Annotated in this window: 21 protein-coding genes; 11 read left to right on the top strand and 10 right to left on the bottom strand. The window is 49.4% G+C overall.

From position 1 onward, the window contains the following. Positions 1 to 362: 362 nt before the first annotated feature. The 8 genes from fabG to lnt form a co-directional block, all read right to left on the bottom strand. Positions 363 to 1,106 (bottom strand): 3-oxoacyl-ACP reductase FabG, encoded by a 744-nt coding sequence (fabG, locus tag MKZ32_RS12115; protein WP_239797501.1) that lies wholly within the window; start codon positions 1,104 to 1,106, stop codon positions 363 to 365. A 16-nt stretch (positions 1,107 to 1,122) separates the two neighbouring features. Next, positions 1,123 to 2,055, bottom strand: a complete 933-nt coding sequence (gene fabD, locus MKZ32_RS12110; protein WP_239798150.1) for an ACP S-malonyltransferase — start codon at positions 2,053 to 2,055, stop codon at positions 1,123 to 1,125. 26 nt (positions 2,056 to 2,081) lie between these two features. After that, positions 2,082 to 3,068, bottom strand: a complete 987-nt coding sequence (locus tag MKZ32_RS12105; RefSeq protein ID WP_275584292.1) for a beta-ketoacyl-ACP synthase III — start codon at positions 3,066 to 3,068, stop codon at positions 2,082 to 2,084. Then, the gene (gene plsX, locus MKZ32_RS12100; RefSeq protein WP_239797500.1) at positions 3,038 to 4,075 is read right to left on the bottom strand and encodes a phosphate acyltransferase PlsX; all 1,038 of its coding nucleotides are present in this window, start codon (positions 4,073 to 4,075) and stop codon (positions 3,038 to 3,040) included. The genes MKZ32_RS12105 and plsX overlap by 31 nt, the downstream gene beginning before the upstream one ends. Before the next feature lie 96 nt (positions 4,076 to 4,171). Next, a complete protein-coding gene (rpmF, locus tag MKZ32_RS12095; RefSeq protein ID WP_173055180.1) occupies positions 4,172 to 4,351 on the bottom strand; it encodes a 50S ribosomal protein L32 in 180 nt (59 codons plus the stop codon). 31 nt (positions 4,352 to 4,382) lie between these two features. After that, positions 4,383 to 4,910: a YceD family protein gene (locus MKZ32_RS12090; protein WP_239797499.1), complete on the bottom strand. Its 528-nt coding sequence runs from the start codon at positions 4,908 to 4,910 to the stop codon at positions 4,383 to 4,385. 130 nt (positions 4,911 to 5,040) lie between these two features. After that, on the bottom strand, positions 5,041 to 5,286 hold the full coding sequence (locus MKZ32_RS12085; protein WP_239797498.1) for a GIY-YIG nuclease family protein: 246 nt from the start codon (positions 5,284 to 5,286) through the stop codon (positions 5,041 to 5,043). A gap of 23 nt (positions 5,287 to 5,309) precedes the next feature. Further along, the gene (lnt, locus tag MKZ32_RS12080; RefSeq protein ID WP_420887736.1) at positions 5,310 to 6,848 is read right to left on the bottom strand and encodes an apolipoprotein N-acyltransferase; all 1,539 of its coding nucleotides are present in this window, start codon (positions 6,846 to 6,848) and stop codon (positions 5,310 to 5,312) included. 143 nt (positions 6,849 to 6,991) lie between these two features. Between lnt and MKZ32_RS12075 the strand changes: the two genes are divergently transcribed. From MKZ32_RS12075 to MKZ32_RS15760, 10 genes are all read left to right on the top strand, one after another. After that, positions 6,992 to 7,717, top strand: a complete 726-nt coding sequence (locus tag MKZ32_RS12075) for an HAD-IA family hydrolase (RefSeq protein ID WP_239797497.1) — start codon at positions 6,992 to 6,994, stop codon at positions 7,715 to 7,717. Positions 7,718 to 7,954: 237 nt separating this feature from the next. Continuing rightward, positions 7,955 to 8,686 carry a pseudouridine synthase gene (locus tag MKZ32_RS12070; protein ID WP_239797496.1) on the top strand — a complete coding sequence of 244 codons (732 nt, stop codon included), beginning with the start codon at positions 7,955 to 7,957 and terminating at the stop codon, positions 8,684 to 8,686. A gap of 18 nt (positions 8,687 to 8,704) precedes the next feature. Beyond that, on the top strand, positions 8,705 to 9,721 hold the full coding sequence (queA, locus tag MKZ32_RS12065; RefSeq protein WP_239798147.1) for a tRNA preQ1(34) S-adenosylmethionine ribosyltransferase-isomerase QueA: 1,017 nt from the start codon (positions 8,705 to 8,707) through the stop codon (positions 9,719 to 9,721). A gap of 411 nt (positions 9,722 to 10,132) precedes the next feature. Then, the gene (locus MKZ32_RS12060; RefSeq protein WP_239797495.1) at positions 10,133 to 11,395 is read left to right on the top strand and encodes an SH3 domain-containing protein; all 1,263 of its coding nucleotides are present in this window, start codon (positions 10,133 to 10,135) and stop codon (positions 11,393 to 11,395) included. Beyond that, entirely contained in the window at positions 11,385 to 11,669 is a 285-nt protein-coding gene (locus MKZ32_RS12055; protein WP_239797494.1) for a type II toxin-antitoxin system RelE family toxin, read from the top strand. Before MKZ32_RS12060 ends, MKZ32_RS12055 begins: the two co-directional genes overlap by 11 nt. Before the next feature lie 14 nt (positions 11,670 to 11,683). After that, complete coding sequence (locus tag MKZ32_RS12050) at positions 11,684 to 12,547, top strand: hypothetical protein (RefSeq protein WP_239797493.1); 864 nt, start codon at positions 11,684 to 11,686, stop codon at positions 12,545 to 12,547. Between the two features lie 107 nt (positions 12,548 to 12,654). After that, a complete protein-coding gene (locus tag MKZ32_RS12045) occupies positions 12,655 to 12,888 on the top strand; it encodes a hypothetical protein (protein WP_239797492.1) in 234 nt (77 codons plus the stop codon). Positions 12,889 to 12,933: 45 nt separating this feature from the next. Further along, positions 12,934 to 14,091, top strand: a complete 1,158-nt coding sequence (locus tag MKZ32_RS12040) for a hypothetical protein (RefSeq protein ID WP_239797491.1) — start codon at positions 12,934 to 12,936, stop codon at positions 14,089 to 14,091. Between the two features lie 392 nt (positions 14,092 to 14,483). Continuing rightward, positions 14,484 to 17,777, top strand: coding sequence for a DUF559 domain-containing protein (locus tag MKZ32_RS12035; protein ID WP_239797490.1), 3,294 nt, complete (start codon positions 14,484 to 14,486; stop codon positions 17,775 to 17,777). Positions 17,778 to 17,880: 103 nt separating this feature from the next. Next, positions 17,881 to 17,976: an SEC-C metal-binding domain-containing protein gene (locus MKZ32_RS15760; protein ID WP_420887735.1), complete on the top strand. Its 96-nt coding sequence runs from the start codon at positions 17,881 to 17,883 to the stop codon at positions 17,974 to 17,976. Between the two features lie 132 nt (positions 17,977 to 18,108). Here the strand turns inward: MKZ32_RS15760 and MKZ32_RS12030 are convergent, their stop codons facing one another. Next, positions 18,109 to 18,654 carry a TIGR00645 family protein gene (locus tag MKZ32_RS12030; RefSeq protein WP_239797489.1) on the bottom strand — a complete coding sequence of 182 codons (546 nt, stop codon included), beginning with the start codon at positions 18,652 to 18,654 and terminating at the stop codon, positions 18,109 to 18,111. Positions 18,655 to 18,920: 266 nt separating this feature from the next. Next, on the bottom strand, positions 18,921 to 19,868 hold the full coding sequence (gene cysB / locus MKZ32_RS12025; RefSeq protein WP_239797488.1) for an HTH-type transcriptional regulator CysB: 948 nt from the start codon (positions 19,866 to 19,868) through the stop codon (positions 18,921 to 18,923). 101 nt (positions 19,869 to 19,969) lie between these two features. On the opposite strand from cysB, the gene MKZ32_RS12020 reads away from it, so the two are divergent. Beyond that, positions 19,970 to 20,752 carry a sulfite exporter TauE/SafE family protein gene (locus MKZ32_RS12020; protein WP_239797487.1) on the top strand — a complete coding sequence of 261 codons (783 nt, stop codon included), beginning with the start codon at positions 19,970 to 19,972 and terminating at the stop codon, positions 20,750 to 20,752. Positions 20,753 to 20,808 lie beyond the last annotated feature (56 nt).

Raw genomic sequence — 20,808 nt, 5'->3', positions numbered from 1 at the left:
ATACGAAAGCTCGTTTGAAGGTATGAACAGCGGTGCTGTTGAGCTAATAGCGGACTGTTTTGATGCAAGTTTCGCTATGGGCTAGACTGACATCTTTTCGACTGACGAACGATAGTGATGGCAAACTTAAAAAAGTATGGAGGTATTGCGCATGGGACGATACTTCGAACAAGAGATTGACCGAACTTTGCATTCGGTAATATCTGCGCTATAAGTTGTCGGTTTGCGATTTGGTAGAGATAAGGGCAGAGTGCAGCCTTACGTTTGCTCACAAGACGAACATGTACTGGGTACAGCATTTGACACCGGAATTTGAAAAGAGTCGTTTGTCTGTGCAGGATAAAGCGCGACTGAAATTTATCTCACTCCATGTATATTCCACCATTTACATGTAAGGTCGCGCCAGTTATGTAAGCCGCTCCTGGACCGGCAAGGAATGCTACGGTGGCAGCAACATCGGCCACTTGCCCCAAGCGTTTTAACGGCACATGTTCAACCAGTTTGTCACGCTGGGGCTGCGACAATGCCTCGGTCATGTCGGTAGCGATAAAACCGGGTGCGATGCAATTAACAGTGATGTTTCGACTCCCAATTTCGCAAGCTAGCGATTTGCTGAAACCGATGATGCCAGCCTTGGAGGCCGCGTAATTAGCTTGTCCCGCGTTGCCCATACTGCCTATCACCGATGAAATATTGATAATGCGGCCATGGCGTGCCTTCATCATGGCTCGTAGTACGGCGCGACTCATTCGAAACACAGACTTCAGGTTGGTCGACATGATGTCGTCCCATTCCTCATCGGTCATGCGCGCTAGCAAATTGTCGCGAGTAATGCCCGCGTTATTTACCAAAATAGAAATTTCACCATATTGTTTTCGAGTTTCGCTGATAACCTGATCAATTTGTACGACATCATTGACGTCCAGCGCCATGCCACAGCCCTTGAGGCCAGCTGCTGCCAAATAGTCACTAATTGCCAGTGCTCCATCTTTGGTAGTTGCAGTGCCGATCACGGTTGCACCCTGTTTACCTAGTTCCAACACAATTCCCTGCCCGATGCCACGACTGGCGCCGGTTATTAATGCGATCTGTCCTTGCAAACTCATTCACCCTCCAGTTGTTTTATGACAATGCTGCCCATGCGGATTTCAAGGCTATGCTATCGTTCAGTGCCAATGCCTGTTGGTTGGTATCAATGCGTTTGTTCAGACCCATCAGCACTTTGCCTGGTGCACATTCCACGTTATGTGTAATAAATTTTTGACTGAAACATTGCACGATTTCTACCCAACGTACCGGCGAATATAACTGGCGTACGAGAGCATCTTTAATAGAGGCTACATCCATATAGCTTTTTACATCGGCATTGTGCAGCACAGGAATGGAGGGAGCTTGCATCGTCACGTCATTTAATCTCACTCGCAACAATTCCGCCGCACCACGTAATAGACTGCAATGCGATGGTACGCTCATCGGTAGCATTAACGCACGTTTCGCACCTCTAACCTTGGCCAACTCCATACCGCGTTCCACCGCCGCACGGTGGCCGGCAATTACTACCTGTCCGGGTGTGTTGAAATTGACGGCTTCCAACACTTCGTCTTGAGCAGCTTCGATGCACATCTTAAGCACGCTTTCGTCATCCAACCCAAGAATTGCAGCGATGCCTCCTACACCGTTCGGTACGGCGTCCTGCATACATTCAGCTCGATAACGCACCAATGGCAAAGCATCAGCAAATTGAAGCGCTCCCCCGATCACCAGCGCGGTATATTCGCCGAGGCTGTGACCAGCCAGCAATACGGGTGTCGGAGCATTCAAGCTTTGCCAGGCGCGGTACACCGCCACTCCGGCAGTCAGCATGAGCGGCTGCGTATTTACAGTAGCGTTGAGTTCCGCATCACTGCCTTCCGCAACCAATTGCCACAAGTCTTGGTGCAATATATCGGAAGCTTCGGCAAAGGTGTCACGCACTACGGGGAAGTCGGCATAATTGTTCATCATGCCGCGTGATTGCGAGCCTTGCCCTGGAAAAACGAAAGCGAATTTAGTTATAAGCACTTGAAGAATATTACGAGAAGTTACCAGCGCAGTAAAACTGCACCCCAGGTGAAACCACCGCCGACTGCCTCCAGTAGCACATGCTGACCGGACTGAATACGCCCATCCCGAACTGCGGTGTCGAGTGCTAGTGGGATGGATGCCGCCGACGTATTCCCATGATGAGCAACGGTCACCACAACTTTATCCATGCTCAGCCCAAGTTTCTTGGCTGTAGCTTCCATTATGCGAATATTGGCTTGGTGAGGAACGAGCCAATCGATGTCGGTACACTTCATCTTGTTCTCGGCCAACACCTCTTCCACTACTTCACTAAGTACCTTGACAGCGAACTTAAATACCGCCTGACCGTCCATTTTAATGTAAGGGTTGCCGAAGATCGCGCCATCACGTATGCCGCCGTCGGCACTTAACTTGTTGCGATGGCTACCGTCGGCATGTAACTTGGCGGACAAGATACCCGGCACATCGCTACGCTGCAGTATCACCGCGCCCGCTCCATCACCAAACAACACACAGGTAGTGCGATCTTCCCAGTTAAGCAAGCGCGATAACACTTCGGCGCCTACTACTAAAGCATTGCGTGCCTGCCCGCCTCGGATAAACAGATCAGCGGTATTTAACGCATAAATAAAGCCGCTGCATACAGCTTGCACGTCGAAGGCCGCGCCATTCTTAATGCCTAGCTTGTCTTGCAGGATACACGCAGTACTGGGTAGGATATGATCCGGCGTGGTTGTAGCGACAATGACCAGGTCAATTTCATCAACGCCGATGCCAGCCGCCTCCAGTGCACGCTGGCTGGCATGCCATGCCATATCACTGGCCTGCTCACCTTCAGCGGCAAAATGCCGTTCGACAATGCCGCTGCGAGTGACAATCCAGTCATGCGAAGTTTCGACCAGCTTCTCGAGGTCGAAGTTAGTCAACACCTTGGTCGGCAGGTAGCTGCCGGTACCGATTATTTTTGAATATATCAGGAAGCCTCCCTTGTCTTTTGTTGGCATGCATCATGCCATTTCTCTATGTGCTCGCTAATATGATGCAACATGCCGCCGCGCGCTTCTTCGGCGGCACGTTCAATGGCGCAAAAGAAGGCGAACGCATCGGCAGAGCCATGACTTTTCAGCACGATACCTTTCAGTCCCAATAGGCTGGCACCGTTGTAACGGCGGGGATCAACACGGCGTTTGAATGCCTTGAGTACCGGAGTGGCAAGTAGCCCGGCCAATTTGGTAAACATATTACGGTTAAATTCTTCACGCAGGAAACCACCCAACATCTGCGCCAGTCCCTCTGTTGTTTTTAGTGCAACATTCCCGACAAAGCCGTCACAAACTACTACGTCAGTTACTCCTTTGAAAATATCGTTGCCTTCGATATTGCCGTAAAAATTTAAATCGCTTTGCCGCAACAGTTCACTTGCTTGCTTGACGATTTCATTGCCCTTAATATCTTCACTTCCAATATTGAGCAGGCCTACCGTAGGATTATTTTTATGTTCAATAGCATAAACCAGAGCGGTACCCATCAGGGCGAACTGTAATAAATTCTCAGCGTTACAATCCACATTCGCGCCAAGATCCAGCATACAGACTTGCCCCTTATAAGTGGGCAGAAATGAAGCAATCGCGGGGCGGTCTATACCAGGCAGCATTTTAAGTACATAACGCGCTGTTGCCATCAATGCACCAGTATTTCCGGCACTTACGCAAGCAGACGCCTCGCCATTTTTTACAAGATTAATGGCGACACGCATGGAAGAATCTTTTTTGCTACGTAACACCAATTGCGGGGATTCGTCCATGCCGACCACTTCACTGGCTGCCTGGATACGCAGTCGTGGCTCGATAGACGTTTTGATGGTGCGCAACTCAGCTTCGATGGCGTCGGGCAAACCAACCAATACGATCGTATCGGTTGGATGTTGTTTCAGATATCTTACCGCAGCGGGAATGGTGACGCGCGTTCCGTGGTCGCCACCCATGGCATCAATGGCTATTGTGACATCCACCAGGCGATCCTCTTACGCTTTGTTCAACTTGGATTTTGGATACATGGATGCGTCTGCACCTTTTTATGGGGTGCGTATCCGCTACCGCAAGTGTGATTAGTCGCCTTTTATTTTGATAACTCTTTTGCCGCGATAATAGCCAGTTGGACTGATGTGGTGACGCAGATGTTGTTCACCAGTGGAGGGTTCAACCGCCAGCGCCGGACTAACCAGAAAATCGTGCGAGCGGTGCATGCCACGCTTGGATGGGGATTTTTTATTCTGTTGAACAGCCATATTAACTCCTTGCAAAACCTATAATAAAAAACTACTTGTATTTCAATTCGGACAGCACAGCAAATGGGTTTTTATTTATCCGATCTATCTCTTCCACTACATATCCTTCTTTCACAGGTCGACAAACGCCTACAGGATGTCTCGGTGCAAATGGCAGATTCAGTAAAATCTCTTCCTCAAACAAGGAAAACACGTCCAAATGACTATCAACTAAAATGCTATCTATCTCATCTTCTACTTCAACAGAAGATTCATCCCAGTTTTTCACCAAAAGTAACTGGGAAACCAGCTTCAATGGATAAATTAAGCCCTGTAAACATCGCTGACACCGCAGTTGGCACAGTCCGTCCAGTTTCACTTCCAACATTGGTTTGTCATTCCTGTCACGAAAACCGCGCAGGATGTAGCTAATGTCTTCTTTGTGATCGTGTTCAAAACCAGCATCAAGAACAACCAGCTTATCTTGAAGCCGAGGCATTTGAGCCATTGCAATTTCACCGCGTAACTCTCGGTTGTTATTAGCAAAGTCCAAGCTATCTATAAATTGCCGTTCAAACATAAGGCGGGCATGATATATATTTCACCTGTTTTTGTCAAAAAAGCCTGTCGATATTAATTGTATCGGCTCTATACGGACTTAGTAATGCCTGACGATAAGGTCAGCGCTAGGTGATCCTCATAGATGACTTTCATATCATTCCGCACAATGCCTGTTTTTCGCCACGCGATAACTCTTTGATCTGTAGCTCGCGCTTCAAGGCAGCGGATTTGTCGGCGCATGGCTCGACGTGCATTAGTCGTACTGGGCGACGGCCGCGAGTATATTTCGCCGCCTCACCAGCATTGTGCGCGGCCAGACGTTTTTTCAGATTATTGGTGATGCCGCAATACAGCGTGCCGTCCGCACAACAAATGAGGTAGCAAACCCAGTTCATTGTGAATTCCTCAATGTGTTTCGTCACCTTGATTTTCTTACTCTGGGAGAGTGCGCTGAAGGTGGGTGAAAGGGTGACCTTCGCTGCACCAGTTTGGCTAAGACGAGCATCATTATCAAAATAATCAGCACCGCCGCATTGCCCCAGCGCACATACGGTGTACTGCCGGTATAGCCCTGCACCTGTCCAACGAGTATGCCTTCCTCATGTTGTGGCAACATCTGCTGTATGCTGCCATCGCGCCTGATGATAGAGGTTACGCCAGTGTTCGTGGCGCGCAGCATCATGCGTCCTGTTTCCAGTGCGCGCATTTGTGCGATCTGGTTGTGCTGCATCGCTGCATGTGATTTGCCATACCAGGCATCGTTGCTAACATTTACCAGCAAGCTTGCCTCCGGCAAGTAACGAATGATTTCTTCGCCGAATACATCCTCGTAGCAAATCTGCACGGCAACGCGTTGGCCCGCTATGCGCAATACTTGTTGTCGTTCCCCGCCACGCGCTAAGTCAGACATGGGAATATTCAATACTTCGTTGACGATCCAGCCCAACGCTGGGCGCAATGGGATGAATTCGCCGAATGGCACCAGATGGTTTTTACGGTAGTTTTGGCTATTCGCTGTGCCAAGCGTAAATACGCTGTTGTAGTGCAGTTCATTGTCACTTTCAAATGCACCGATAAGTATATCGCCGCCGTTTTGCCTGGCGTGCTTGCGCAAAATATCCATGTAATTTTCCGGCAGATTGTGGCGTAGCAGTGGTAGTGCGGTTTCCGGTAAAATGATCAAACGGGCATCGGTTTGCAGCACCAGTCGGCGATAGGTTTCCAGCGTGTCGATAAGCTTCTCTTCGTGGAATTTGAGATCTTGCGGAATATTGCCTTGCAACAATGCAACCTTGAACGGTTCGCCTTCAGGCTGTGTCCAGTCTATGGTACGAAGTGCCGTAGCGCTGGCCCATAGCAGTAACAGCGCCGCCAGTGCCGCTTTCCCTTGAGCATTCCAACGCATTTGCCATAATAGCGCCAGCAATCCTGCACTTATCGTCACCGCTAGTGATACACCATAAACGCCGAATATTGGTGCATATCCCACCAAAGGGCTAGCAGATACTTGTGAATAAGCCAGTGTCAGCCAAGGAAAGCCAGTGAACAACAACCCGCGTATCCATTCCAGAAGTACCCATAATGCAGGCATTACCAGTATCAAGCGTGCCCAAGAAGGAGCTAGCAACCTTGCCTGTGTATAACCAATCAATGCGGGAAATAACGCCAAGAATGCAGCAAACAGAGCGGTAGTGGAGAGGGCCAGTAAGAATGGCATGTCGCCGTAATCATGCTGCGCAATGTATAGCCAGCCTATGCCGGCACTGAATAAACCAAAACCAAAGAAAAATCCCAGCCATGCTGCCACACGTTTCCCATTTGCCTGTTGCCATAGCCAGAACAGTGCAGCTAGTGTAAAGATAACAAGAGGGAATAGTGAAAAGGGTGCAAAGCCTAGAACGGTAAGCAAGCCAAGACAAAAAGCAATAATGAATCGATACGTAGAAATGAATTTCACAGAAAATTACCGCCGGATTGATCTTGCCAATTATATGGCTTCTCCAATATTATTTATAATTGCCCGTGGAAACTTGGAATTCGACTTAAGATGCAAGGTGCAATTTTTATGAGTATTGCTAAATCGCTAATGGAAGGTTCGGAATGAAAACTAAAGCTATAATTTTTGACGTAGACGGCACGTTAGCAGATACCGAAGAGGCCCATCGCCTCTCGTTTAATAGAACATTCGCGGAAAATCATCTTGACTGGAACTGGGACGTTGCCCTGTATGACAAGTTGCTTAAAGTGACCGGCGGCAAAGAACGAATCAATCATTTTATTACTACTTATGTGCCTGGTTTTCAGAAGCCAGCTGATTATGAAAGTTTTGTGAAACACCTCCATTTGGTCAAGACCGCGCATTACACCGCGATGTTACGCGAAGGTGGCATTCCATTGCGCCCTAATATAAAACGACTGATTACCGAAGCCAAACAGGCAGGATTGAAGCTTGCCATTGCCACCACCACATCGCTGGATAACGTCGTCACGCTTTTACAACAGGGATTGGGCGCGGATAGCGAAGCTCTGTTCGACGTCATTGGTTATGGCGATATCGTCCAGCACAAGAAACCCGCGCCTGACATTTATTATTGGGTGTTGGAGAGGCTGGGCCTCGATGCTGCTGATTGCATAGCGCTGGAGGACTCTGAGAATGGCCTGCGTTCCAGCTTGGCCGCTGGATTGAAAACTTTCATCACAATAAATCACTACACAAGCAAGCAGGATTTTTCTGGAGCGTCAGCGGTGCTGGATGATTTAAGCGATCTGGAAAGTTTTTATCAGGTTGCGGGTCTGGACTTCTCCAAACAGACGGTTTCTGTTTAAAATTTTGTAATCAATATTTTTGATACGCTCTCCTGATCGGGAGAGTGCTCTCCTTGCTGAATAGCCAACGTGGATTTAATGGCTTCTACTTATTTATCTAAAGCGCGCTCGCAACAAATGGCATAACCATAGGAATAATACGAGTTGCAATCGTGTAGCATAGCGTCCCGCATCGTTTCTGGAATAGCCGCACAGTATGTATTGCTACTACTGCATTGGACTTGGTTACAAAAAAATATGGAAAAAATACGCCTTTCAAAACTGATGTCCGAACAGGGCTTGTGCTCCCGCCGCGAGGCAGACAGCTATATTGAACGTGGTTGGGTGTTGGTGGATGGCAAGCCAGTAACTGAACTGGGTACGAAAATAGATCCCACCCAGCGCATCACGTTGAACCGCGCCGCCCAGGCACAACAGCAAACGCGCGTAACGATCCTGCTGAATAAACCGATCGGTTTTGTTTCCGGGCAGGCAGAAGACAACCACAAGCCCGCAGTTACCCTGATTAATGCTTCATCACGCTTTGCCAGCGATCAATCACCGCTGTCTTTTCATCCCATGCATTTGAAAGGCATCGCGCCTGCGGGCCGGCTGGATATTGATTCGCAGGGTTTGCTGGTATTGACTCAGGATGGCCGCATCGCCAAACAACTTGTCGGCGAAGATTCCGACCTCGACAAGGAATATCTGGTGCGCGTGCAGGGCAAAATTTCAGCTAACGGTCTATCCATGTTGAACCACGGTCTTAAACTGGACGGCGAGGTGCTTAAGCCTGCCAGAGTGAGCTGGCTGAATGACGATCAATTGCGCTTTATTTTGCGCGAAGGCAAAAAACGTCAGATTCGTCGCATGTGTGAACTGGTTGGACTGAAAGTTACCGGGCTAAAGCGCGTGCGTATCGGCAAGATAAAATTGGGCGATTTGCCCAGCGGGCAATGGCGCTACCTGCGCGAAGACGAAGCGTTTTAATGGTTGCAAAATTTTGTGATGTTCACCGACGAATTTAACTTCGCACTTCCCGAGCACTTGATCGCGCAACACCCACCCGAACGGCGTGATGCCAGTCGCTTGTTGTGTATACGCGGGGAGGCTAGAGAAGACTCCATGTTTGCTAATTTACCATCCCTGGTGCGTGAACATGATTTGCTGGTGTTGAATGATGCACGTGTGCTGAAAGCGCGCCTGTTCGGAGTAAAGGAAAGCGGCGGTAAAATTGAGGTATTGATCGAGCGTATTCTTGACGAACATCATGCGCTGGCCCAAGTGCGCGCCAGCCATGTGCCCAAGTCGGGCAGCCGATTGTTGCTGGCAGGGCATCTTCCCGTTACGGTGCTGGGACGCGAGCGAGAATTTTTCTGCTTGCGCTTTGACAGCACAGAGAATGTGTCGGCATTGCTGGAACAATACGGACAGTTGCCGCTACCCCCCTATATTACTCATGCAGCTAATGCCGAGGACCAAGAGCGGTATCAGACGGTATACGCATGCCAGCCCGGTTCGGTAGCCGCGCCCACGGCAGGGCTGCATTTTGATGAGGCAATGCTCGCCACCTTACGCGCTCAAGGTACGCAACTCGCCTATCTAACTTTACATGTCGGCGCTGGCACTTTTCAGCCAGTGCGTGTAGATAATGTCCGTGATCATGTGATGCATAGCGAACATTATGTCATTCCACAAGCAACGGTGGATGCTATTCTGCAGGCACGGGCGCGAGGTGGACGGATCATCGCGGTTGGCACTACCAGTTTACGTGCGCTGGAAAGCGCGGCGCAACAAGGCAGGTTACTAGCCGGGGAAGGTGAAACAAGTATTTTCATTGTTCCGGGTTACCGTTTCAAAGTGGTGGATATTTTGCTAACTAATTTCCATTTGCCCAAGTCTACCCTGCTGATGCTGGTGTGCGCTTTCGGTGGCATGGACGCAATGCTCGCCGCCTATAGCCATGCGGTGGAACGGCAATACCGTTTTTTCAGTTATGGCGATGCCATGCTGATTAAGCGGTAGCATGTTTGAGCAAGTAATCTTTTTAGGATTTTTCTAAAAACATCCCAGATGAACTGAATGCCATCGTTCAGCGAGCTATGAAAAAGGATTTGTCTCAACAGTACCAGAATTGTAATGAATTTGCTCAAGATCTATCATCTTTCTTTGCCTTTAGTTCACTCTTTTAAGAGCAGAATGAAATTTATGAGACGGAGAAATTCGATACCTTGCGTTCGCTTTCATTTTTCGAAAGATTTACAGTTGTAGAGTTGTGGGAAGTGCTGCATTTCAGCAACGGGCGTCAGGTGAGCAAGGATACATTGATCCTAAAAGAGGTGATATAGGCAATACGTTGTTCATTCCGCGGAGATAGTCAAAACAATTTGACTCCGGTACATTGGGGTCTGGATAAGCCAATAGTAAAGGTGCTATATGAGTGCTGGCGCGGGCTCTAAGTGGGATCAGCTTGGAATTAGTGGCACGTTAGCGAGTGAGCTACGCCGAATGGAAGACGCTCGCCTTGATTGGCTTAAACATCTTCAGCCCTACTCCAGTATTGCCGAGGAAGTTCACAAGATCAACAAAGCCACAAACTCTGCATTATATGTCGGGCAATTAGCAGCATTGCAGGACGCCAAGCAGTTGCTGGATCAGCAAGATTATTTTAAGCGGATGCTTGATCCAATTGCTGACATCCGCAAGCAGTACGCATTTGATCCGAACTGGCAACGTATGATAGACATTGCCACAAAACCTGCATGGTTGAGTGATGAGCTTACTCGTACATTTAAGGCTGCGGGTCAGGTTGGTGCTTTTTCTGCCATGGACGAAGGCATACAGGCATCACTACGTCATGCACGAGAAGTTCTTGCAGCGACAAGTGCATCTGGCCAGATTACACGGCTGATGAAGTCATACCAGGACGCTCACCAACACTGGGAGGTGCCAAGAGGGCTTGTGGAATCGGTTGGTGCCATCAAAGTTCTTCAAGAGTCGGTTGGCAGACTCACAATACCTGTGATCGATTGGTCTTCCGCTGCAACACTTGCTGGGCTTCTAGGTGAAAGGGGTATAGAGGCACAGCTTGTGGCTTTGGGCATTCGGGCTGATGGGACGCTTCTAGAAGTAACTGAAGAAACCGCGGAGCAAGAAAACGGAATAGGGTTAAGTCGAAAGGCTATGGAACTCATGGCGTTGATAAGCTTTATTGCGGTTTTTTTGATTCCCTACCTGCAAGAACTATCCTCGGGAAAATGGCAAGGCAAGACAGATTCTGAGCTTGCACTCCAGCGGCAGTCTCTTGAGAAACAACAGAACCAACTTGAAGCATTGTCCAACCTTGTTTTGATTGCAATCGAGAAAGAAACAAAAAGAGCAAATGATCGCTTTGTAGTTCTTGATCGAGTGGCCACCGTGCGGTCTGATCCTGAAAATAGATCATTAATCGTGAGTAAACTTTTCCCACGTGAAGTTGTGAAACCTCTTGCAGAGCAAGGAAAGTGGATTCAGATTGAGTACTACGACTGGCTACGTCAGCAATATCACAGTGGTTGGGCACTGAAGAAGTATTTCAAACGAGTGCCAACAACCTACGCGCACAGTGGCCAACAGGAGGATGAGGAGCTACGCCGGCTGGCCGAGGTTCGCCTGAACGATGGTCAGCAGCCGATCAAGGTCAAATTGAATGACTTATGAGCTGGATTTCCACCCAAGCGCGATGAGTGAGTGGAGCAAGCTGGACAAGCCCATTAGGGAACAATTCAAGAAAAAGCTGGGCGAACGCCTAGAGAATCCTCGTGTGGAATCGTCTCACATCAGTGGTGGCAGCCATCTCTACAAGATCAAGCTGCGGGCGGCAGGCTTTCGGCTGGTGTACCAGGTGCAGGATCATGTCATCACAGTGCTGGTGTTATCGGTCGGCAAGCGTGAGCGCAATGCGGCATACAATGCCGCGCTAGTGCGGTGCTGACGGACGGAGATGTTATGGACTGGTGGATATTGAAACAACTTCGAGCAATGATCTTGACCGACTTGCGTGACTTCGTCCCCCAAGGCTATTTTGAAAGCGAAATTGAGAAATTCAAACTTGATGACAGAATAACGGGCGCTGACCACTCCTCCCATGAGTTTAGGTGGGGATATTTGGCAGGTGATCTTGGGCAAAAATTGTTCTTTAAGTCCACCTTAATCATGTCGGCAAGGCAGGTTTCGACAAGTGAAGTGCTGATGAATCTTGGAATGTTGGCGGGTGCCGAAGCTGCCCAAGGTTCTGCGATACAGTTGTCGAAGGATGCCGAAGCAAAGGGGGTTTCGGACGAAAACGCCGGATTAGTGGCAGCGCAACTTCGAGATGAGTGCATTCCTACTTTGTCGAATAACATCAGAGGTGCTCTCAAGCAGTATTTGCGCTACCTCACACCGTTCGAGGCAGAGCCGTTCTTGCCTCTATTGGGTTCATCATCAACTCCTCAAACTCAAGGTGTATCTCCCAGGACTAACAATTACATTTTTAATGGGAATGTTGGCTCGGTTCAAACAGGTACTAACGCTGTTGCAAACGTCATTCAGAACCTCGGTAAGAATGAACGCGCATCACTGGCTACTTCACTACAACAGTTCAAGGAGGCTATTGAGATTGAGCCGTCTCTCTCTGAGCCAGAAAGACAAAAACTATTGGAGATCGTGCAGGAATGTACGTCCGAGATTAGCAGCGAGTCGCCCAACGATACAAAGCTACTCAATATGTTTAACGTCTTCGGAACAACTATTCAATCGCTCGCTAGTGCTCCGGCTGCATATCAGATACTGAAGACCTCTTTTCTTGCGTTTGGTATTGACTTGCCGTGACTTGGTGCGCAGGTGGTGATAACTCCAATGGCATTGCATCTTCAGCGGGTGGATACGTCTTTGTGCCATCCTTGGCTAAAAATGCTTATGCAAAGGAACTCTAAGGTATGGATATCGAACTGGTAGATGGAGTGTGTTACGAGTTTGACGGTAAACTGGTAAGCGCGAACGATCAAACGGTGATTATTGACTGCCGCGTCTGGCCTCCATTGGTCGGTGGCGATGTCGCGCGAATCGAACTCAGTGTCCCTGTCGCATTGATGCCCCTCCCTGAAATTCTCAATCCTTGTCACATCAATGGTCAAATTGGTGGCATAGAGCTTTGGCTAGATGACGTGTGATATAGGCATATGCCACAGGATAGGCAGCCGCGAAGGCGCGCCGGTTTGGCACCGATTATACTGACACACATTGGCAAGTTGAGGATGACTAGGCGATTCAATAAGCCGAGCGGAAATGATCAGCTTCAAAACTTTAAAAAAAGTATCAGGTTCCACCTGACCAGCAATGCTTTTTTAGCAGAACACAATTGGCTTTCTGCGCTAAGTAAAACACCGAACTGCCAAACTGCAGAGCTTCATGTAGTGGACATTCCACAATTGGGACGAGTCCGATTATTGAGGGAATGGGTGTTCGCACGTTCAGCAAATCCCGACAATGCAGTTGTAAAGTCTGGCTTCTGCGCCGCTGTCGAGTTGGGTTATGAGGCTACCCAAACCACAGAGGAATATCTCTCACATATTGAAGAGGCTCTAATGGTGGTCTCTGTTTTTTGTAGGCAACGAATTGCCGTGTCGGGATGGGAAGTGAGATACGATGATCGGCAGGAGCAAATCTGGATATACCCATTGGATCCAATAACTACCAAATATATTCCTTACGAGCCGCATGACTATCTGGTCGATCAACGTAGTTTTGCATCATTGACGAGTTCAGCCACTAAAGAGCTGGCAGCACTTGATCCGCAAATGAAAAATATATTCAAACACATGTCAATAGGATTGACGCCCTCCATAAATATGCAAGTGTCGGAACGCTTTCTCCGGATGTTTCAGGCACTCGAAGCATGCAGAGCGTTCGCACCGAAATTTGGAAATGCCAAACATAAAGAAGATGACGACGCACTTTTGTTAGTACTAGAGGCGGCGAAACAGGGCGCTATTGTTGAAGTCGTTGAGCGGATTGAAGGCTTCATTAAAACGGTAAAAAATGGGAGGTTGAGCCTGTTACAACGGTTGGAGTGGGTATTGATGACATGGAGCGTAAAAAATGACGATCTTTGGCCGTTATCTGGACCCGATCCATTACCAGGACTCAAAGAGGTAAGGGACAAACTTGCGCATAGTGGGCCGAAAGCCTTACATCCCCAGGGTTTGGCAGTCGCGACTTGGCATCTCAGCATCCTTCTTGAGAGAGTACTACTTACGCTCTTGAAAATTCCACTCTCCGATACTTCAGCAGCACCGAATCGGCTTGTGCATGAGCCTTGGTATAAACCAGCGTACTTGCTAGAACAACGGAAACTGGTGATACGCTCCACATGAACATTGCCGAAATTGAATCGTCGCTCAAAAAGACCTGGTGGAAACGCCTTTTGATGCCGACACGTTTATCTTTCGTTTTTTAGATGTTTACGATGCGCCGAAAGCCACGATAGCAAAGCTTCGGCGGGGCACGGCCAATCCTGCAGAGAAGATTGTCGTTGTGCCGACTGGGTGACTGCATTAAAACTCAAACATCGCGAATCGACTATCTGGCAACGGCGATTCCGGGAACACCAAATTCGTGATGAAAATGATTTTGCTCGCCATGTCGATTACATTCATTTCAACCCGGTTAAAAATGGGCATGTACAATGTGCGGTTGATTGGCCTCATTCGATATTTCACCACTTTGTGCGTGATGGGGTACGCGAGTTAAATAGGTTGCCGAGCAAATGACTCCTCAACAGTTCATCCAGAAGTGGAAAGACAACCCTCTTAAAGAGCGCGCTAGCTACCAACTCCACTTTATTGACCTGTGTGCTCTAGTTAGCGTTCCTCACCCTTCCCCATCCAGTTACGATACCTATTGCTTCGAGCGCGGGGCAACGCGCACCGGAGCCGGGCAAGGCTGGGCGGACGTGTGGAAGCAAGGCCACTTCGCGTTTGAATATAAAGCCACCCGGCGCAACCTCGGCGAAGCCCTGAAACAGTTGATGACCTACGCGCTGGCGTTGGACAACCCGCCGTTGCTCGTGGTGTGCGATACCAACATCATTGAAATCCACACACACTTTACTAACGCGCCCAGCGAAGTTCACACGATCGCGCTGGAAGAAATCAGCGAACCGGAAAATCTGGACAAACTGCGCTGGCTGTTCACCGACCCGGACAAGTTCCACCCGAAGCGTACTATCACGCAAATCACCGAAGAAGCAGCGGGCAAGTTCGCCGCCCTCGCGCAATCATTGAACGCCAGAGGACACGCCTCGCAGACCGTGGCGCACTTCCTCAACCAATGCCTGTTTTGCCTGTTCGCCGAAGATGCCGAACTACTTCCTGGCAAACTGTTTGAACGTTTGCTGGACAAGAGCCAGACCGACCCGGTTAAACTGTTCACGCGCTTGGAAGCTTTGTTTACTTCCATGCGTAAAGGTGGCGACTTCGGCGCAGACGATATAGCATGGTTCAACGGCGGCCTGTTCGAGAAGGTCGAAGTCCTGCCGCTTGAATCCGCCGAAATCAAGATATTGTTCCAAGCATCCAAACTCGATTGGAGCGGGATTGAACCCTCGATATTCGGAACGCTATTTGAACGCGGTCTGGACCCCAAGAAACGCTCCCAACTCGGCGCGCACTACACCGACCAGAAATCCATCTTGCGCATCATCAACCCCGTTATCGTTGAACCGCTGGCAGCGGAATGGGAAGTCGCGCACGCCGTGATTGCCACATACATTGCCAAGCGCAAGAAGAGTGGCGACAAGGCCGAACGCGACGCGCAAGCCGTGTTCATTACCTACCTCGAACGGCTCAAAGCCTTTCGCGTGTTAGACCCAGCGTGCGGGAGCGGAAACTTTCTATACCTTGCCCTGCGCACGCTGAAAGACCTCGAACATCGGGCAAATCTGGAAGCCGAAGCCTTGGGACTACAACGGCAAATCACCATCGAATGTTCGCCCGCCAATGTGCTGGGCATTGAAATTAATCCCTATGCCGCCGAACTCGCACGCGTCACCGTGTGGATTGGTGAAATCCAGTGGATGCTCAAACACGGCTATCCCATACGCAAGAACCCTATCCTGCAACCGCTCGACCATATTGAAAATCGCGATGCGCTACTTTCTTTCCCATCGCCCTCTGGGAAAGGAACTAGGGGTAAGGGTGCCGTTTGTAGTGATACAAATATTCCGCCTGAATTAAGAGCATTCGCCAGAGAGTTAAGACAAAACCAGACCGACGCAGAAAATTTGCTTTGGATGTTGCTTCGAGATCGGCGATTTGCAGGTAAAAAATTTCGTCGCCAACATCCAGTGCCGCCTTATGTGATTGACTTTTATTGTCATGAGGCAAATCTCGCTGTTGAACTTGATGGCAGTCAGCATGCGGACAATATTGAATATGACGAAGCTAGAACAAAATTTATAGCAGAGCAGGGCATTCGCGTCATTCGCTATTGGAATAACCAAGTGTTGCAAGAAACGGAATCGGTTTTGCAAGATCTTTGGAATGAACTAGCTGCATCACCCTCACCCCTAGCCCCTCTCCCAGAGGGCGAGGGGGATATTGTCGAAGCCCAATGGCCTGCCGTGAATGTCATCATCGGCAACCCGCCATTTTTAGGCGATAAGAAGATGCGCAGCGAGTTGGGAGATGAATACACCGAAGCCTTGCGCAAGTGCTACGTAGATCGCGTGCCGGGCGGTGCCGACTTGGTTACATACTGGTTTGAGAAATCGCGTGCACAAATCGAAGCTGGTAATTGTCAGCTTTCCGGATTGGTTGCCACACAATCCGTGCGCAAAGGCTCGAACCAAAAAGTGCTGGCGCGAATCTGCGATACCACCCGCATCTTCAATGCTTGGAGGGATGAAGAATGGATCAACGAAGGCGCTGCGGTGCGCGTGTCGCTGGTGTGCTTTGGTTCCCTCTCCCTTCGGGAGAGGGCGGAGGGTGAGGGTGCTGTGCTGGATGGCAAGACCGTTGAGAACATCCACGCCGACCTGACTGCAGGCGAAGGGCTGAATCTCACGCAGGCTAAGCCGCTGAATGAGAATACGGGCGTGGCCTTTCAAGGTCCGGTCAAAGTTGGTTCGTTCGACATTCCCGGTGAGCTTGCGCGGCAATGGCTCAAACAGCCCAATCCAAACAGTAAGCCGAACAGCGATGTGTTACGACCGTGGGCGAACGGACAGGATTTAACAGGCCGCCCCTCTGATACTTGGATTGTCGACTTTGGAACAAACCGCACAGAACAAGAAGCATCTCTCTACGAGATGCCATTTGCCCTCGTATTGCGCGAGGTGAAGCCGCAGCGTGATGCGCAGAACGATTCGGGGCGTAAGGCGAAATGGTGGCTGCACGGAAGAACTGGGGCAGATTTACGCGCCGCATTCGCCCCGCTCAAACGCTACATCGCTACTCCGCGCGTCGCCAAGCATAGGATGTTCACGTGGCTGGATGTTAGCGTGCTGCCGGATAGTCGCCTCTACGCTATCGCGCGTGAGGATGACATGGCCTTTGGCGTGCTTTCCACGCGCATTCACGAAATCTGGTCATTAGCGAATTCGTCCAAACATGGAGATGGCGACGAAGGAGGCAGGCCAACCTATAACGCCAAATCGTGTTTCGAAACATTCCCTTTCCCCGAAGGACTGACACCCAACCTCGAACCAGCCGAATACAGCAACCCCGCAGCCGCCGAGATTGCCGCATCCGCGCAAGAATTGAACAAACTACGCGAGACCTGGCTCAACCCGCCAGAGTGGGCGAATTGGGTGCGCACACCGGAAGAAGAAAAAGCAGGCTACCCAGCGCGCTCCGTTGCCAAACCCGGACACGAGGCCGACCTGAAAAAACGCACTCTCACCAACCTCTATAATGCCCGCCCCGCATGGTTGGATAATGCGCACAAAGTACTGGATGCCGCTGTCGCCAAGGCTTACAGTTGGAACGACTACACGCCGGAGATAGCAGACGAAGAAATCCTGCGCCGCTTACTGGTAATGAATCTGGCGCGAGCGCAATGAAGAAAGATGTGGGAACGCGGCATACCTCGAACGTTGAAAGCCCGCTTCGGAGGAGTTCGACCAACTGTTTTGGGCCGTGAGCTGACTACCGCGACCGGCAGCAATGTGCCAGAACCGGTCATTGAAGAAGTTTTCAGAAAGCTGCCGAGAAAGCCCCTGCGGTAGCAGAAAAAAATTTAAGAAATGCTGCATAAGGTAGGTGCCAGTGATGCCCTACAATGCTTTATATCCACATAAATTCGTGCGGTTGAATTTTTGCGGACTGTCAGAGTTTTGTGAGTATGGCCGCATTCACGGCCATACATTAATGTACTCCAACAATAATTATTCGTCAGTGCTCATTGACGTTCCTCGTTGCAACGTGAGGGGGTGCCATGAGGCGATCAATGTAAGCCATTGAAACCGCTGAAGCCACGAATGCCATGTGGATCAGAGTTTGCCACATCATGGTTTTTTCAGTCAGATTGGGGGCATTGATGAATGTCTTTAGCAGGTGGATGGACGAGATGCCGATAATGGCTGTAGCCAGCTTTATCTTAAGCAGATTTGCATTGACATGCGATAGCCAGTCCGGCTCATCCGGGTGACCTTCGAGATCTAACCGCGAAACGAAAGTTTCGTAGCCCCCTATAATCACCATGATTAGCAAGTTGGAAATCATCACCACATCGATCAAGCCGAGCACGATCAGCATGATGTCGGCTTCACCAAGGTTAGGTACTTTTGCGACCAGGTGTGTTAGTTCTACCATAAAGTGGAATACGTAAACGCATTGGGCAATGATTAGCCCAAGATACAGTGGCAGTTGCAGCCAACGGCTACCAAACAAGATAGTCGTCATAGGTTTATAACGTGGGCTGATATTTTTTTGTTGCATGGTTTTCCTTGAATGATGTTACTAAATTCAGAATGTTGTGTGGTTTTGGTGCTGTATTTTAATTCGGTTACGCTGACTGCTGCATTGAAGTAGTCTGTCCGCAAAGGACGGAAAAGCGAAGCATCTTTTACCCTATGATAACCTACTCACTTCGTTTTCCCGTAGTTAATGTCATCACACTGCTAACTCAGTAATGGTGCATTGTTCTGGCTATGCTTCGTGCGAGATATGCAACGCGATAAAACTCCACTCAGATTTGATCTCGCTCAGGATTTTGAATTTATAGAGGTGTTTTTAACGCGCAAAGCTTTAGTCACTGCATCGCGGGTAAGGTGAGGGGCAAATAGCTCGATGAAGTGATAAGTATAGCCGCGCAGAAATTCGTTGCGGCGGATGGCAATGCGCGTGGTGCTGGATTGAAATAGATTGCCGGTATCTATCATGCGTAAGAGCTGGTCGCGCTCTGGAATGAATGCCATTTGGGCAACAATGCCGATACCCAAGCCTAATTCTACATAGGTTTTAATGACATCCGCATCAATAGCCGTGAGTACGATGTTAGGAGTAATGTTGTGTGCATTGAAAGCGGCGTTTATCTTGCCGCGCCCGCTAAATGCGAAGTCGTAAGTAATGATGGGATATTGAGCAATTTTTTTCAGCGTCAGCTTTTTTTCTGCCAATAGCGGGTGCTCTGTAGGCACCACGATGCAGTGGTGCCATTCATAGCATGGCAAGGTTGTCAGTTCGTCGTACATAATAAGGCTTTCAGTAGCGATGGCGATGTCTGCTTCTCCATTAAGTACTTGTTGTGCAATTTGGGTGGGGCTGCCTTGATGTAGGTTGAGTTTGACTTTGGGATAACGTTTAATGAATTGTTTGACCACTGGCGGCAAGGCATAGCGTGCTTGAGTATGGGTGGTGGCGATGGTAAGTGAACCACTATCCTGGCTGCGGAATTCCTGACTCACTTGTTTTAAATTGTCTACATCATGAAGCATGCGCTGGGCAATTTCGAGCACGGCCTTGCCTGGTTCGGTGATTGCGATGAGGCGTTTGCTATTGCGCACAAATATCTCGATCCCTAGCTCTTCTTCCAAAAGTTTTATCTGCTTGCTCAACCCGGGTTGTGAGGTATAAAGAGCTTTCGCTGCATTGGAAATGTTTAGTTCATGTTGAACAATCTCATGCAGGTAGCGCAATTGTTGTAAATTCATAGCAATTTTTCTTATAACGATAGATTATAAAATACTAACATAATGTTATTTGATAACAATATGGAGGTGCGCTACCATGCGCGCCGTTTTAGGGAGTTTAGATGGACTGGCTTTATACATTTTCTGGTTTTATAGTCGGCTTTGTGGTCGGTGTGACCGGCGTTGGCGGCGGCTCCTTAATGACACCGGTACTGGTGCTGGTGTTCGGCATTGCCCCGGCCACGGCAGTCGGCACAGACTTGCTGTATGCGTCGCTGACAAAGATGGGCGGTAGTTGGGTGCATGGACGACGCGGCACGGTGGATTGGAAGGTGGTCAAGCTGCTGGCGATGGGCAGCCTGCCCGCAGCTCTCCTCAGTATGGCGCTGCTCCATTATTTGGCGCTGGACGAGAAACATCTGAAGTCGCTTATTACCAGCGTTTTAAGCATTGCATTGTTGTTGACTGCTGCAGCATTGTTGCTTAAGCCGTATTTGAAAAAGCTTGGGGAACGTCCGGATGGTGCGATGTTCGAACTGCATGCACATCATTTAAACGGCGCGACTATTTTAACCGGTGCGGTTCTGGGTGTGCTGGTAACTATTTCATCGGTTGGTGCGGGTGCGTTGGGCGTGGTGGTGTTGCTGTTCCTGTATCCGCGCGCGCCTATGGCCAAGATCGTCGGTACTGACATTGCACACGCGGTACCGCTCACCCTGATTGCCGGATTGGGTCATGCCGCGCTGGGTACGGTAAATTACGGGCTGCTGGGTAGTTTGTTGCTAGGTTCGCTGCCCGGGATTTATCTGGGCAGCCATCTTGGTATAAAGATTCCAGACCAGGTGTTGCGCCCGATTCTGGCGACCATGTTGACTATTATAGGTATCAAGCTGATGTTGTACTGAAAGTGTTGTTTGATCGATAAAGTGCGTTTAAAAAATTGGCCGCGGAGGCAAGGTTA

Source organism: Candidatus Nitrotoga arctica (genome assembly GCF_918378365.1).
GTDB lineage: Bacteria > Pseudomonadota > Gammaproteobacteria > Burkholderiales > Gallionellaceae > Nitrotoga > Nitrotoga arctica.
The sequence above is the reverse complement of the archived record's forward strand: the minus strand, read 5'-3'. Positions and strand labels throughout refer to the sequence as shown.